Below are 15,369 nucleotides of genomic sequence, written 5' to 3' on the forward strand. Positions count from 1 at the left end.
GTATGCTAAAATCTAGCAATACCTGTCGATTCATCATTTCCACTTACATTTTTGGAAGTAGTCCCCTATGACATCGTGTATTAAGGCTCATTACTATGGACTTTCGAAATTCAGGTTGAACTATATTACTTTTCTGATTTTAAGGTTTTAGATGAACATGTATATTTGTGGGACTACAATAAAGACTATTTTGAACTTTATTTCAATGGACACGTAAAAGACAGCAAGAAGATAATTGGGGAACTTTACATTGCCCATAGAGATATTACAAATAACCTAATTCCTTTTGGAACATATATAAATGGAAAAATAGAATGGTTACTAGGATTTGATATAGGTTTGTTCGCTAAAGCCCCAGCGAAACTTATTAAGGAATATTTTAACGTGCTGGAGGATAACGGTTTGAAAGGCACGTTACTTCCAACCAAAAGTGATAAGCAATGGAACGGTAAGCAAACAGATTACAAGGTCTTAATTTTTGGTGATTCGTATGTGGTTGCCAATGAATTTATTGCAATTCAACTTGATAAAAGTTAAAAGCACGAATTTATTTAGAGGGGGGTTCACCATGAATAATGAAGAGTTTGTTCAAGTAATCAAACTATATGTTAGAGATTCTGCTGTATCTGATACCATTCAAACCATGATTAAACCAGCAGGAAGAAGAGCAAGACAAAAGCATGTTTAACTATCCAACTGGTTCAATCAGCTTTCAGAGGAAAATCAATTGATGGTTCGAAGTGCATTAACAGAAGCAGTAGATAGTGCTTTATTTGGTTTGTTTGCTGTAATTGATGGAGTTCGAACAATAGAGGATTCATCTGATAAATGAGAATTTGAATTGTATTATGTCAGAGGACAAGAAAAGAAATTAATAAATAAACCCGATGATGAAGACCTTTATGATTGTTTTAATTTCTTAACTCAATCGGAATGAAAGAGCAATTTTACGGATAGGAGCGTCGGAAATGAGTAAAAGAAAATGGATTTTCTCTGACCCACCAGATACGATGGCGATTACATTGAAACGAATCTTAGATAATAAGTCAACAATTATGTATATTTCACACGATGCAGAAGATGGCATGTGGCAATTCCTTGATGGAAATGAAGTAGAGATTGATGATTCTGCTATCGTTAGTCTACAAGAAATTCTTGAATGCGAACCATCCATAGCAAAGTTAAGTGATCTACCGATAGGTTGGATTGCAGTTAGAGATGAATGTAGCGATGAATGGGTAAGATCAATAAAGAATGTAATTGAACCTATACAACAAGGTTACAATTGTACCAATTGTGGGAAGTATCATGACGAATTACCTTTAAGTTACGGCGGTGATGCACCTTATTATTGGTATCAGATAAATCCTGATGAGCGAGAAGATAGATGTGATATAAATTCGGATTTGTGCGTGATTGATGGAGAAGATTTTTTCATAAAAGGACGCATTGAGATTCCTTTGAATGATGAAGCAGATACATTCTCTTGGGACGTGTGGGTATCTCTGAGTAAAGAAAATTTTGAAAAGACCATTGAACTTTGGGACGAAGAAGGAAGGGAGTCTAAGCTTAATCCTATGTTTGGATGGCTCTCAACATCATTACCATGCTATCCTGAAACATTGAGCCTAAAAACTATGGTACATACTCGGAGGGTTGGGGTTAGACCATTTATTGAAATAGAACCTACGGAACATCCTCTTGCAATAGAACAAAGAAACGGTATTTCCATGAAACGGGTTCAAGAAATCGCCGAAAGTATTCTTCATACGGATAACTGAATGAAACATGGATTTCGTCTAAGGGTGAAAAATCGTGATTAGGCAAAAATTTAAGGAATGGATTCAGGAAAGAACTGAATTATTTCAAAATGAGGGTATCGCAACTGAATTTGTCATGCCTGATGTGGATATTGAACTATTAGCAAAACCATTTGTAAGAATAATTCAAGAGACAAAGGTTTGCATGGGGCAAGTAATTGTATATGAATCAAGGGAAATGGATTTTGAAATTATTCATATTGAGACAGAGGAGCTATTGTCATGGAAGTATATTGAAAGCATAAATGACGATGTTGATTTTAACTTGATATTGACTGAATACTTTGACACACTCAAAAGTGGAATTAAACCTATTCAATAAAAGAGAAGTTTCATGTAGGCACAATCATATGTGGTTGTGCCTTTTGGTATTCTTATGAGAGCGTTTGGGAGCAGATTTTCATGACCATTTTGTTGTTGAAGCTTCAGGAGAAGGTGGGAGTATCAAGGATAGTATTAATGTAACTCGTAGGCATGATCAATAATTGAATAGTAATTTACTCTATTGAAGTACACAGTCGGCATCCGCGCGGTTACTTCAATCGACGGCATGACAGCTGACTGGGCCCGTATCCCTTGGGATGTGCTGGAGAAAATCTCCGTTCGTATCGTAAACGAAGTAGACAACGTTAACCGTATCGTCTATGACGTTACATCGAAACCGCCTGCTACAATTGACTGGGAATAGCATAAACAATAATAAACCGCCGAGAGTATTCTCTCGGCGGTTTATTATTTGTAATTTGAATCCACTAACAGCCCCAAATAATCGGCAACAAGAGATGATACGAGCAAGAAAGCCAGCAACGATCCAATGTCTCTTAGATGCATAATTTCATTATGTCCTTATTTTCACTTGTATTTCACATGTATTTCACTTATGACTCACTTATGACTCACTTATGACTCGCTTGTGTTTCACTTATAACTCACTTACGTGTCCCTCATTTGTTCCTGCCAACTTGAAGCTGCATTTTAATCATTTGTCCCCGCCTACTTGAATCTGAACGCTAAATCCCAGCAGCAGCGAATCAAAAGCAGCGTGGAAGGTAGGCAAGAGTCGGCTCATAATGGAATCGACGCTCTCCTCCGACAATGCATATGTACCTACAATACCGCGAAGCATATAGAAATAAATGTGTGAGCAGCTAAGCAGCTGTTCTCCTTCTGATAGATTAAGATTGGTTTTCAGATGCTGTATAATCATGTCGAACATTTTGGTGCGTAACCGATTGATTTCAAGCTCTGGCTCAGTTGCATCCGCGCGGGGGGGCTTTGCCTCGAAAAAAATAGCATACATGCTCCTATTTTCCAAGCAGAACGTTATGAATTGCTCGCTCACGCGCTGAAGCTTATCGTCGGAGGACAAAAATACATCCTCAGCGAGTGCGTCCAGCTTCGCTTCAAGCTGCTGCAAGGGCTGTATGGACAGCGCGTGAAGCAGAGCTTCTTTATCCTGAAAATAAATATAGATCGTCGTGTGCGAGCAGCCCGCCTCCTTGGCGATTTCCCTGATCGCAACGGACTCGTAGCCTCGCTCGCGGAACAGCTTCTCGGCAGCTGCGATAATCGAGCGTTTTGTTTCCTCTGATCGCATTTCTTTTTTGGAAACGATGACCATTCCTCCTTTTCTTGAACTATAACCACTGGTAACTAACCGTAGGTTACAAAATATCACCTCTTACATATGTTGTCAATTTTTCACCATCTGCTATAATTTATATCAAGCATATAGTTAAAAAGTAGTTTTAGTTTGCATTAAGCAAAACTAAGCACATGCTCACGAAGTTGTTTTGCATTCGCAAAACTAAGCACACGCTTACGAAGTTGTTTTGCATTCGCAAAACTAAGTACATGCTTACGAAGCTGTTTTGCATTCGCAAAACTTAAGGAGAAATAAAATGAAGCTATACCCTTCCATCAGCAAAGACCTTATCCAGCTGCCTCAGGCTTTTCCGATTATCATCTCGCGATCTGTGGGAGTAAATCCTACCTTTCAAAGGCTGCATTGGCATTTGGCGCTCGAAATAAACTACATTTTAAAGGGAAGCGGCTACTATTTAATCAACGGGAGTCGGTATGATTTCCAGCAAGGCGATATCGTTCTTATTCGTTCCAATGACCTTCATCGTGCGTTCGAGGCTGAGGATCTCGTGATGAATGTTATCATGTTTGACTCCGCATACCTTGCCTTAGAACAGCGTTATGATGCGGAGCTGCTCATTCCGTTTCGTGAAACGGGCCTGCGGTTTGACAATGTGCTTGATCGGAGCCATCCGATGCTGGCATTGCTAGGAGACATCATTTCGGATATGGCTGTTGAATTTGAGCGCAAGGAGCCTCATTTTGAAGTGGTCGTAAGGGCAAGGCTCATGCAGTTTCTTGCGTTCGTAAATCGTTATTTTTCGAAAAACAATGAAACCGGAACGCCATATGCGCGTGGAATGGAAACGATTCGAGGCGTACTGCACGACATTGAGGCTGACATTTCTTACCCGTGGACGCTTAAAGAGCTGGCAGAGGCTGCGCATTTAAGCCCCTCGCGCTTCAGCACGCTGTTCGTTCAAGTCGTCGGAACTTCGCCGATGGATTATTTGATTCAATTGCGCCTGTCGCATGCGGCTCATCTTCTGGAATCTTCCGACAAGAAGATTATTGAAGTAGCAGCAGAATGTGGATTTCGTAATCTATCTAATTTTAATCGGTTGTTTAAACAACATGTAGGCAAGCTGCCTTCTGAGCTGCGTGAATAGAAAAAAACAGTAAGATAGTATCATAACATCGTTCTTTATCATTAGAGGAGCAGTGTTTTTTATTTTAAAATAGAAGAACGTATAAATTTCATATGTTTAATCGAAAGTAAAAATTAGGAGCGTGACCGAATTGATTTTTCTTGGGGTAGATGCAGGAGGCACCAAGACGCATGCCCTGCTTGTTGACGAAACTGGTCATGTGCTAGGCAGAGGGCACGGTGGGAATGGCAATCACCAAACGGCGTTTGATGAAGCAAAGACAAGCATTGATAATGCTTGCAATCAAGCACTTCAAGAAGCCGGAGTGTCGAAGGAGCAAGTGACTTTTGCATATTTTGGACTTGCAGGAGCGGATCGCGAGCCTGACTATGTCATTTTGCGTCCGATGATTGCCTCGCTAGGCTTCAAAAATCATGCAATCGCATGCGATACGATGATCGGTATGCGTGCTGGAACTCACCAGTCGTATGGTGCGGTTATCATAAGCGGCACCGGCTTTAATGCAGCTGCCCGCAACCCGCAAGGCGATGAGCTTCAATATGGCGGCTTTGGTTATATGTTCGGAGATGGACTTGGCTCTGGGACCGATCTGGCGATTCATGCCTTCCGCAGCGCTATTCGTGCTTGGGAGGGCAGAGAGCAACAGACGCTTCTCACCGAGCTAGTCCCGCAGCGGCTTGGCTATAATAGCATTGAAGAAATGTACGACGATGCTTTGGAAAATGGTAAACGACCGTCCCATGTACTTGCCAAAGTTATGTTTGAAGCAGCAGAGCAGGGCGATGCAGTGGCGATCCGTATTTTGCAGGAGACTGGCCGTGAGCATGGCAACTCGGTTAATGCATTGATTAAGCGACTAGGCATGGAACAGCAAAAGTTTGATGTCGTTCTAACTGGAAGCGTGTTGTCGCGCGGCAGCACCGCTCATATGGTTGATGCCATTAACGAGACGGTTATTGCAGTTGCTCCACATGCCAAAACGGTTAAGCTAACCGTCGACCCAGTAGTTGGCGCTGTTATGAGCGCGATGGATAGCAGCGGCATCGTTATCAGCGAAGAAGTAGATGCGGCGCTTAGAAAAATTACGTTATAAGGAAATCGATTAATCGCTCCAACTTGAACACAAAGCAATCATTCACATTTACGAAAACATTTAGGGAGGCTATTCACATGTCCAAAAAACCACTAAAGGTCGCTGTCATCGGCGGCGGTTCCTCGTATACCCCTGAAATCGTAGAAGGTTTTATTAAAAAATACGACGAAATGCCAATTCGCGAGCTATGGCTCGTTGATATCGAGGAAGGCCGCCATAAGCTGGCGATCGTCGGCGAGCTTGCAAAACGGATGGTCGAGAAAGCTGGGCTGCCGATCGAAGTGAAATTGACGCTAGACCGTCGCGAAGCCATTGCTGGAGCAGACTTCGTTACGACACAAATGCGGGTTGGGCTTCTTGAAGCAAGACGCCGCGATGAGCATATTCCGATTACTCATGGTGTAATTGGTCAGGAAACAACGGGTCCAGGAGGCATGTTCAAGGCGCTTCGTACCGTGCCTGTCATTCTCGACATTTGTAAAGATATTGAAGAGCTGGCGCCAGATGCTTGGATGCTTAACTTTACGAACCCAGCTGGTATCGTGACGGAAGCGGTACAGAAATACAGCAAGGTGAAGACGGTCGGCCTATGTAATTCACCAATTAACTTTCAAAAGTTTCTTGCTAAGGAGTACGGTGTCAGCGAGAGCGAAGTGTTGCCAGAATTCGTGGGCATCAACCATCTGCACTGGGTAACAGCTGCCTATGTAAACGGCGAAGATAAGCTTCAAGAGATGATCGGCGGAGGTCGTGATTACTCTGCTACGAACGTAACGGCTTTTGACTGGGATTCGGATTTCCTAAGCTCGCTTGGCGCACTGCCTACGTATTATCTCCGTTATTTCTACATGACAGACACGATGCTGGCTGATATGAAGGAATCGCTAGAGAAAAACGGTACGCGCGCGGAAGTCGTCAGCCGGGTCGAAGAGGAATTGTTCGAGCTGTACAAGGATGTTAATCTAAGCGAGAAGCCGAAGCAGCTTGAGAAACGCGGCGGTGCTTATTATTCCGAGGCGGCTGTTAACTTGATGCATGCTTTGTACACGGACAAGCGGGACATTCAGACATTGAACGTGAGAAACGGCAGCATTATCGACTTCTTGCCTGAGGATGCAAGCATTGAGGTTAACTGTGTCGTAACGGCGCAAGGTCCGATTCCACTGCCGCTGCAGCGTGTTCCTGAGCAAATCAAAGGTCTTATGCATGCTGTTAAAACATACGAAGCACTGACGATCGAAGCGGCTATTAGCGGGGACAGAGGAATCGCGCTGCAAGCGCTGGTTCATCATCCACTCGTTCCGAGCGTATCTGTCGCGAAGGCGCTGCTTGAAGAAATGCTTGAGGCGAACAAAAAGTATTTGCCTAACTTTTTCAAAAATTAACAAAAGCTCGCTGTCATTCGGACAGCACATATATAAAGGGCGGGATCATAATCCCGTCCTTTTTTTTTTATCTAGATAGATAAATTTTAGAAATGCTTTATCCATAATTTTTTTATATTGACAATGGCGGAACAAAAATTCCAATTGTCGACTTGCTTAGAAGTCTTGTAGGGTCAGGTGATTCTTCTTACTCCGTATTGCTAAACTTACGACTTCCTCGTACGCTTGTTGCTGCAGGAGGAGGTATTGCGCTGGCTATAAGCGGGGTACTCATCCAAAGCGCCGTTCGCAATCCGCTTGCGGACGCCTCCATTATCGGGGTGACCTCGGGTCGGGTTTTGGCGCTCTAGTCGTGCTTGTCGCTTGGCCGACACTGCCCATTTTTGTTCTTCCGATTGCCGCGATAGCGGGCGGAATTATCGCTGCTGCTTTTGTATTTTTCCTAGCGTGGCGCAAGTCGCTTAATCCATCGGTTCTTATTTTGCTCGGAATCGCGGTTTCAGCAATTGGCTCAGCCGGGATACAGGCGATGATCGTTAAGGCAAGTTTGTGGAGCAGTACCGCCTTTGTCTGGATAACCGGCACGACCTATGGACGCGGCTGTGGTCGATGATTATCGGCGTCCTCCTTGCAGCTGGTGCTGTTGCGAGCGTAGAAACGATTGGTTTCCTTGGGTTAATAGCGCCTCATGCGGTTCGCATGATGATCGGGCATCATACAAGACGTTCCATTGTATTATCGGGGCTGCTTGGCGGAATATTGCTGGTCATAGCGGATACGCTTGGAAGAACAGTGTTGGCGCCGAAGGAAATACCGTCTGGACTTATCATTATGCTGATTGGCGCGCCTTACTTTTTGGTTCTAATGTATCGTTCACTCGTCAAAAAGGGGAAGTAACATCAGAAAGTATGGATAAAAACGAATAATTAAGTTATTTATTGCCATTAATGTTCGTCAAAAGTGGTTGACAAAGTAGACGTAATCTCTTTAAAATGGTAAACGGAAAACAACAACAGCATATTTTTTCGTATAATCTCAAGAATCGGCTTGAGAGTCTCTACTCGGTCACCGTAAATGATCAGGCTACGAAAATGGTGGAAAAGCACGCAGCGGTCCGGCGTGTATACTTTTCCCCTTTTTGCAGAGCCTAGGAGAAATGCGTATTTTTGCATTTTTTTCTAGGCTTCTTTGTTTGTTCCAGCACATTTTTGGGAGGTTTGTAATCAAAATGGAACGTTTCTTTCGCTTAAAGGAACACGGAACAAATGTCAGAACAGAGATTATGGCGGGGCTGACGACTTTCATGACGATGGCGTACATATTGGCCGTCAATCCAATCATACTCACACCGGCTGGTCTAGACTGGACAGCAGTATTTCTAGCTACGGCGCTTGCTGCCGGCATCTTCACCATCGCGATGGGCTTATTCGTCAACTTCCCTGTCGCGCTTGCTCCGGGAATGGGCTTGAACGCGTATTTTGCATCGGTTGTTATTGCATCAGCGTCAACAGACACCCCGATCTCGCCTGCAATGGGTCTGACAGCAGTCTTTATTTCAGGCATTATTTTTATCATTCTTACACTGACTCAAATTCGTCAAATGCTTATAACAGCTGTTCCAGACAGCTTGAAGCATGCCATTACGGTCGGTATCGGCTTGTTCATTACGATTATCGGATTGAAGAACAGCGGTATCATGACAATTGCCGTATCAAGCTTTACGGATATCAAGCAAGGCGTTTTCACGCCGGTTAGCGGCTCCGAAACCGTTATTCAGCTGGGAAGCTTCCACAATGAAACGGTTGTACTCACTGTCATCGCTTTGCTGATTATCGGCGCACTGATGGTACTTCGTGTACCAGGTGCTATTTTGTTCGGTATTTTGGGAACGACAGTCATTGCGATTCTAATTGGCCATGTTGACGTGAAGGCAGCCTTTACGAATCAAACATGGGTGCCTGATTTTACGAAAATGAACTTCTGGCATTTTGATTTTGCGGGATTGTTCGAGGTTGGTCTCGTAACTGTCATTCTAACATTCACTTTCGTTGAGATGTTCGACACGTTCGGTACGCTTGTTGGTACCGCAAACCGTGCTGGTTACATGAAGGATGCGGAAAAGGGCAAAAAACGCGTTGGTAAAGCGATGTTCGTGGATGCCATTGGCATCAGCGGCGGTGCGGTACTAGGTACGAGCACAGTGACAGCATTCGTAGAGAGCTCAGCAGGTATTGCACAAGGTGGTCGTACGGGCCTAACGGCAGTAACGACAGGCATTTGCTTCCTGCTCGCGATCTTCTTGTCGCCGATCGTTGCGCTTGTTCCAGGTGCGGCTACGGCTGCTGCGCTTATTATCGTAGGCGTACTTATGATGCAATCGGTAAAAGATATCGACTTCTCGGATATGGTTTATGCGATTCCTTCCTTCTTGACGCTGGCATTCATGCCGCTTACGTACAACATTGCAAACGGTATTTCGTTCGGTATCGTATCGTACGTGCTTCTTGCAACGGTTGCTAACTTGTCGGGCAAAGGCAAGTACAAAATACACTGGCTCATGTGGATTCTAGCAGTGCTGATCATTGGCCGTTATGTATTCATGGGCGGAGAATAGACGATATTGAAGAAGCAGTGCTGGACCGGCGCCGCTTCTTTTTTTTGCATGTGAAGCGGCGGGAAGTCCTTTTTACGGCAGTCATTTGCTATACTTTTGAAAAAAGAATGCTGCGGCAGGCGGAAGGGTGAGCAATATGCATCGCATAGATTTGAATTGCGATATGGGAGAAGGCTTCGGCGTTTATCGAACAAGCTCGGACAGCGAGCTGATGAAATATATTACTTCTGCGAATATTGCATGCGGATTTCATGCGGGAGACGCTGCGACTATTCGCCATACGGTTAAGCTGGCGCTTTCACATGGCGTAGCGATTGGCGCGCATCCAGGGCTGCCTGATTTGGCTGGCTTTGGCAGACGCGCGATGGATATTACGCCAGAGGAGGCATACGAGCTGACGGTTTATCAGCTTGGCGCGGTCTATGTTTTTGCCAAATCCGAAGGAGGCGCCGTCGCGCACGTGAAGCCGCATGGCGCTTTGTATAATATGGCTGCCAAAAGCAGGCCGCTTGCCGATGCGATAGCGGAGGCGGTCTATAAGGTTGAGCCCAGTCTGCTGTTATTCGGTCTAGCAGGAAGTGAGCTCATACGTGCCGGTAACGCGATTGGTCTGCAAACGATCAGCGAAGTATTTGCAGACCGATCCTATGAATCGGATGGATCGCTTACGCCGCGGGGAACAGATGGGGCTGTTATAGAAGACCCTGCTCGCGCGGCAGAGCAAGCGATAAGGATGGTCAGAGACGGCGAGGTAGTTACGCGGCAGCAGAACAGATTTATTTTGCAGGCGGACTCGGTGTGTGTCCATGGGGATACGCCATGTGTAGTTGAGCATGTTATGCAAATGCGGGCGGCATTAGAGGCAGAAGGCATTGCCGTGAAGAAGGCGGGTAGATGAGTGTGGAGAAAGGGAGATCAGTGTTGAATGCTTCTTATGAAATGGTGCCGCTTGGCGATTCTGCCTTAATCATTCGTTTGGGCAGCGGCATTGACACGGAAACCAATCGGATCGTCATGAATTTAAGCCGTGCATTAGAGGAGCGGCCATTTGCCGGATTAATCGAATGCGTGCCGTCCTTCGTATCGGTAACCATTCACTATGACCCGCTGCTTGTGAAGAGAAGCAGGGCAGGAGGAGAGCGCCAGCATGCTGCGATTTTCGAAACCGTATGCGCTAGAGTACAGACTTATCTTTCCAAAGAGCAGCTGTGCCCAACCGATCAACAGGCTAGAACGATTGAAATCCCTGTTTGCTACGGCGGGGAATATGGTCCCGATCTTAGTCTTGTAGCTGAGCTGAACGGACTTTCGGAGGAAGAGGTGATCGCTATTCATGCGGATGGACGCTATTTGGTGCATATGCTCGGTTTTGCGCCAGGCTTTCCTTACTTAGGCGGGATGTCGGAGCGAATTGCCGCTCCAAGACATCAGACGCCGAGAACGATCATACCGGAGGGCAGCGTTGGCATAGCGGGCAAGCAGACGGGTGTTTATTCAGTAGCAACGCCGGGCGGCTGGCAGTTGATCGGGAGAACGCCGCTTGCTTTATTTCGACCTCAGGACGAGATTCCGAGCCTGCTTAGACCGGGGGATGCGGTTAGATTCAAGCCGATAACGGAGCAGCAATATAAGCTTTATATAGAAGGTGAATTATGAGTATACAAGTGATTCGTCCTGGCCTGCTCGTTACCGTGCAGGATCTTGGGAGGCATGGTTTTCAAAAATATGGCGTAGTCGTAGGCGGGGCTATGGATACGGGAGCGGCGCGAGCAGCCAATCTGTTGGTCGGCAACGAGGGGCATGAAGCGGTGCTTGAAATTACGCTTACCGGAACGGCGCTGGTTTTGGAGAAGGATATGCTGCTTGCGATTTGCGGTGCACGAATGTTCGTCACTGCCGATGGCGAGGAGCTGCCTCTATGGCGACCAGCGCTCATTCGCGCGGGAACCATCGTCAGATTTGGTGTCTGCGAATCCGGCTGCCGCTCTTATTTGGCGGTTGCGGGCGGACTGGATGTACCGGAGGTAATGGGCAGCAAAAGCACCTACCTGCGCGGCGCTATCGGAGGTTATCAGGGAAGGGCATTAAAGGCAGGAGATATGCTGACTGCCAAAGCTCCCGGCTTGCTGTCAGAGCGATTGAAGCATGCTTTGAGCCGAGGCTGGGGGGGCAACTTTGCGGTGCCGCTTTGGCATGCAAGTCATTTCGCCATAGCGGATATTCTGGCTGACCCGATTATTCGTGCGATGCCGGGCACCCATTACGAGTTGTTTACACAGGAGAGCCGGACGAGCCTATTTCGCCAAACCTTTCAAATAACTCTTCAGTCAGATCGGATGGGGTACCGACTCGAGGGCGCACAGAAGCTTATGCTCGCTGCCCCGCAAGATCTGCTATCGGAGGCAGTCGCAAATGGAACCGTACAAGTGCCTACTGATGGCAATCCGATTGTGCTGCTAGCCGATAGACAGACAACGGGCGGTTATCCCCGAATCGCGCAGGTTGCAACGGTCGACATTCCTGTTTTCGCCCAGTTGAAGCCGGGCGACCGCTTTCGCTTCGAATGGATTACGCAGCAGGAGGCCGAGGAGCTTTATTTGGACAGTGAACGGGATTTGAGCATGCTAAAAGAAGCGATAGTGTTAAAAGTTAACTCTGCTAAATAAAGCTGACTCAAGAAGAGTACTGGCTAGTTATAGTATAAGAGCAAATACGTGCTTACAGGGCCATTTCGAGCAATCTCACACGCCGAATTCTCTCTATAAGCACGTATGGGTGCTTAATGATCACAAACACAAGCTACTTTTTCGCTATAAGAACAAATACGTGCTTATATTGCCATTTCGAGCAATCTCACACGCCGAATTCTCTCTATAAGCACGTATGGGTGCTTACAGCCCACAAACATATGCTACTATTTCGCTGTAAGAGCAAATATGTGCTTACAGCTCCTACCCGCTCTCTTTTACGTTCGTATACGAAATGAAAGAAAGCGCTGAAGCCGCCATAGGGGCAGCTCAGCGCTTAAGTACAGACATGTTTTTAAGAACCAACATAAGGTTGGCGGGCTTCTCGGCGAGCCGGCGGGTGAAGTAGGGGTACCACATGACGCCGTATGGGACATAGCAGCGGATTCGATAGCCTTCCTTGGCTAGCTTGGCTTGCTCACTCATGCGAAGACCGTACAGCATTTGAAACTCGAAAGCATGTTTCGGAATTCGATGCGTGCGCGCGTAAGCCTTCACCCAGCTGATAATCGCATCGTCATGCGAGGCGATTGCCGTATAGACGCCTCTGTCCAAATGCAGCTTGATCATGCTTTTGAAGCTTGCAATAACCTCGTCAGGCTTCTGAAATGCGACATCATCCGATTCTTTATAGGCGCCTTTCACAAGGCGTAGGTTAATGCGCGCTTGCAGCATATCCTTAGCATCCTGCTCCGTTCGGAACAGGTAAGCCTGCAGCACGGTTCCCACATTCGTTAAGCCTTCGGCATGCAGCCGCTTCACGATGTCGATCGTCGCCTGCGTATAAGGCGTATTTTCCATGTCGATCCGAACAAAATTCCGATGGCGGCGTGCATGCTTCACCACATCGCGAATGTTGGCATAGCAGGCGGCTTGGTCCAGAGCGAGACCCATTTGGGTTGGCTTCAACGATACGTTGGAGCTTGCCTTGCAGGCAGCAATGCCTGCAATAAGCTTTAAATATTGCTCCTTATATACGGAAGCCTCGCTTAAATCTCGGATGCCTTCGCCAAGATGATCGAGCGTAGCCATAATGCCGTGCTTGCCGAGCACCTCGATTTCCCTCAAAGCCTCCTCAAGCGTTTCACCCGCAATAAACTTGCTGGCCAGCCTCTTGCCATAGGTCGTTGACAGCTTCTCTACAAGCGGAATGCCCGTGATCGTCAATAATGTTTTGCGATACCATGTTGCTCCGATGCCCATCACTGCTGCTCCTTTCCCAAAAAAAGCGTTAGCAGGAGTCTGATTCAGGGAGTTCGGTACTAGTATATTCACAAGTCATCGCTATCGCGCTATCCGAGCCTAATTATTTAAAAAACAGAAAATGGGTAGGCAGCTTGCGAAGCTGACAATCAGAAGGCTTATTGATGACGCGCCCGTTAAAAATGAGCGAGGAAGAGCCGCCGCCATCCAAATTATAGCCGTCGACCGCACCGTAGCGCTGAAGCAGCAGCTGCATTTCGCCAAGCGTAGCGCCGGAGCTGCCGGATTCGTTATACCCATCAGCGACAAGAAATAGCAGCTGGTCATCCTTGTAGTTGGCTATAATGGTTCGCGGAGCGCGCTTCGGACTCGTTTGCCATTTAACCGGAATCGGCTGTGGAGAACCGCCGCGAAGCAGGACAGGCACAAAGGATGCGCCGAACTTCGGATTTTGAGCATCAAGCTGCTGCTTAGTCGCGAACTTCCCGCCAATCAGCTCATTCTTATCATTTAATCCGACAAAAAACAAATCCGCATGCGGCGGCTCGAAGCCGGTCGCATAGCTGCCGTCAACGATAGTCGTGCTTAGCGGATATCGCTTCCCGCGGCCATCGGCGAAGCCCCCTGCATTAATGCCGGCTACAGCCTGATGACGTTTAACGGCGGCCAGCGTAGTCTCAGCCTTGCCGAGCTCATCGCCGCCAAGCGTCATCGTCATCGCGTCTTTGCTCTTTAGCTTCACTTTGAGCGCATAGGCAGTAAAGTTTTCTGCTTTTATGAAGAATAGCTGAGCTCTCAGCTTGTCCGATTCGATTGTAGCGGAAGTATTGCCCAGCTTCCTCGTTATATTGCGATCGTAAATTTGGAGCGGCCTCATTGCTTGCGAGGCTGCCATCGATGTAATTTTTGCCATATCGGCATTCGTTTGTTTATACAGCTTTATTTGCCTTTGTATCGATTCACGAGTTTGTGACGCCGTTTCCTGGGCAAGATCAAGACCAGTCGCGGCAGGCTTAATATCCGTTTCCGGGAGCCTTATTTGTTCGGTTATGGGCTTCGGAAACGCTTCTGCAGGCAATTGAATAACGATATCGGATAATAACAGCCATATCATAATGCCGAGAAAAGGCGCGCAAGCGAGCAAGGCAGTGCGGTTCAACGCTTTGACGGTCAGATTCATTTGAGCACATCCAAGCTCTTCTGCAGCTCGTTCAGCTGCTTCTTCACTTCATTCAATTGCGTATACAGCTTATTGCTGTTGTCGGTCTTGGAAGCGGCGTTATCCTTCGTGAACGTAAGCAGCTCATTCAGCGCATCGACCTTGGCCTTTAGCTCGGAAAGATCTGTCGTGTAATTCGTTTCGAGCTGAAGCATGCGAGCCTCGTAGGCTTGCTGCATCGCCGAAATTTGACTGGCGGTTTGACGCTCCAGATCAGCGGACAGTGTCTGCTGAATCCGTTCGGTATACCATTTGGCGCCTAGTATGCCGGAGCATATAATAATGAGCCAAACGCAAACGAAAAGGAGGAAGGGACGGTTCCCTTTCTTTTTGCGCGTCTTCTTGTCGGATTGGCTAGCAGTGCGTTGTTCCAAAATCAAATCACTCATTCTATTCATTCACCTCTCTTGTTAGTCACTTGCACGAAAGATCGGATGAACGAACTGCAAGCATTGGGACTCATCGTTTTAGACATCTATTGCTGCTAAATAGTTGCGGATGTCATCTTATTGTAACAAAGAGAGATATAGATGTC

14 protein-coding genes, 2 pseudogenes and 1 riboswitch are annotated in these 15,369 nt (G+C 46.6%); of the genes and pseudogenes, 12 read left to right on the top strand and 4 right to left on the bottom strand.

The window, feature by feature from the left end; translation table 11 throughout:
• Positions 1–165 precede the first annotated feature (165 nt).
• The 4 genes and pseudogenes from AC1TPC_RS23855 to AC1TPC_RS23870 form a co-directional block, all read left to right on the top strand.
• Positions 166–537 carry a hypothetical protein gene (locus tag AC1TPC_RS23855; RefSeq protein WP_482069253.1) on the top strand — a complete coding sequence of 124 codons (372 nt, stop codon included), beginning with the start codon at positions 166–168 and terminating at the stop codon, positions 535–537.
• Positions 538–1,268: 731 nt separating this feature from the next.
• Positions 1,269–1,781, top strand: coding sequence for a DUF2199 domain-containing protein (locus AC1TPC_RS23860; protein WP_482069297.1), 513 nt, complete (start codon positions 1,269–1,271; stop codon positions 1,779–1,781).
• A 34-nt stretch (positions 1,782–1,815) separates the two neighbouring features.
• Positions 1,816–2,142 carry a hypothetical protein gene (locus tag AC1TPC_RS23865; protein ID WP_482069254.1) on the top strand — a complete coding sequence of 109 codons (327 nt, stop codon included), beginning with the start codon at positions 1,816–1,818 and terminating at the stop codon, positions 2,140–2,142.
• Positions 2,143–2,331: 189 nt separating this feature from the next.
• A pseudogene (locus tag AC1TPC_RS23870) lies at positions 2,332–2,508 on the top strand (GMP synthase (glutamine-hydrolyzing)); the annotation flags it as partial.
• Positions 2,509–2,799: 291 nt separating this feature from the next.
• On the opposite strand, the gene AC1TPC_RS23875 reads toward AC1TPC_RS23870, so the two are convergent.
• Positions 2,800–3,441 (bottom strand): TetR/AcrR family transcriptional regulator, encoded by a 642-nt coding sequence (locus AC1TPC_RS23875; protein ID WP_482069255.1) that lies wholly within the window; start codon positions 3,439–3,441, stop codon positions 2,800–2,802.
• Between the two features lie 280 nt (positions 3,442–3,721).
• Between AC1TPC_RS23875 and AC1TPC_RS23880 the strand changes: the two genes are divergently transcribed.
• The 8 genes and pseudogenes from AC1TPC_RS23880 (at position 3,722) to AC1TPC_RS23915 (ending at position 12,331) form a co-directional block, all read left to right on the top strand.
• Complete coding sequence (locus tag AC1TPC_RS23880; RefSeq protein WP_482069256.1) at positions 3,722–4,573, top strand: helix-turn-helix domain-containing protein; 852 nt, start codon at positions 3,722–3,724, stop codon at positions 4,571–4,573.
• 130 nt (positions 4,574–4,703) lie between these two features.
• Positions 4,704–5,666 (top strand): N-acetylglucosamine kinase, encoded by a 963-nt coding sequence (locus AC1TPC_RS23885; protein WP_482069257.1) that lies wholly within the window; start codon positions 4,704–4,706, stop codon positions 5,664–5,666.
• Positions 5,667–5,743: 77 nt separating this feature from the next.
• On the top strand, positions 5,744–7,051 hold the full coding sequence (locus tag AC1TPC_RS23890; RefSeq protein ID WP_482069258.1) for a 6-phospho-beta-glucosidase: 1,308 nt from the start codon (positions 5,744–5,746) through the stop codon (positions 7,049–7,051).
• A 125-nt stretch (positions 7,052–7,176) separates the two neighbouring features.
• Positions 7,177–7,948 (top strand): annotated as a pseudogene (locus AC1TPC_RS23895) (FecCD family ABC transporter permease); the annotation flags it as partial.
• Between the two features lie 108 nt (positions 7,949–8,056).
• Positions 8,057–8,157: riboswitch (purine riboswitch) on the top strand.
• A 122-nt stretch (positions 8,158–8,279) separates the two neighbouring features.
• Positions 8,280–9,665 carry an NCS2 family permease gene (locus AC1TPC_RS23900; protein ID WP_482069259.1) on the top strand — a complete coding sequence of 462 codons (1,386 nt, stop codon included), beginning with the start codon at positions 8,280–8,282 and terminating at the stop codon, positions 9,663–9,665.
• A 136-nt stretch (positions 9,666–9,801) separates the two neighbouring features.
• Positions 9,802–10,563: a LamB/YcsF family protein gene (locus tag AC1TPC_RS23905; protein ID WP_482069298.1), complete on the top strand. Its 762-nt coding sequence runs from the start codon at positions 9,802–9,804 to the stop codon at positions 10,561–10,563.
• Positions 10,560–11,321 (top strand): 5-oxoprolinase subunit PxpB, encoded by a 762-nt coding sequence (pxpB, locus tag AC1TPC_RS23910; protein ID WP_482069260.1) that lies wholly within the window; start codon positions 10,560–10,562, stop codon positions 11,319–11,321. The genes AC1TPC_RS23905 and pxpB overlap by 4 nt, the downstream gene beginning before the upstream one ends.
• Positions 11,318–12,331 (top strand): 5-oxoprolinase subunit C family protein, encoded by a 1,014-nt coding sequence (locus AC1TPC_RS23915; protein ID WP_482069261.1) that lies wholly within the window; start codon positions 11,318–11,320, stop codon positions 12,329–12,331. Before pxpB ends, AC1TPC_RS23915 begins: the two co-directional genes overlap by 4 nt.
• A gap of 351 nt (positions 12,332–12,682) precedes the next feature.
• Here AC1TPC_RS23915 and AC1TPC_RS23920 read toward each other — a convergent pair whose 3' ends face one another.
• From AC1TPC_RS23920 to AC1TPC_RS23930, 3 genes are all read right to left on the bottom strand, one after another.
• On the bottom strand, positions 12,683–13,615 hold the full coding sequence (locus AC1TPC_RS23920) for a proline dehydrogenase family protein (RefSeq protein WP_482069262.1): 933 nt from the start codon (positions 13,613–13,615) through the stop codon (positions 12,683–12,685).
• A gap of 103 nt (positions 13,616–13,718) precedes the next feature.
• Positions 13,719–14,795 carry a phosphodiester glycosidase family protein gene (locus tag AC1TPC_RS23925; RefSeq protein ID WP_482069263.1) on the bottom strand — a complete coding sequence of 359 codons (1,077 nt, stop codon included), beginning with the start codon at positions 14,793–14,795 and terminating at the stop codon, positions 13,719–13,721.
• The gene (locus AC1TPC_RS23930) at positions 14,792–15,223 is read right to left on the bottom strand and encodes a hypothetical protein (RefSeq protein ID WP_482069264.1); all 432 of its coding nucleotides are present in this window, start codon (positions 15,221–15,223) and stop codon (positions 14,792–14,794) included. The genes AC1TPC_RS23925 and AC1TPC_RS23930 overlap by 4 nt, the downstream gene beginning before the upstream one ends.
• Positions 15,224–15,369 lie beyond the last annotated feature (146 nt).

The sequence above is a fragment of the Paenibacillus sp. Y280 genome (assembly GCF_056786335.1).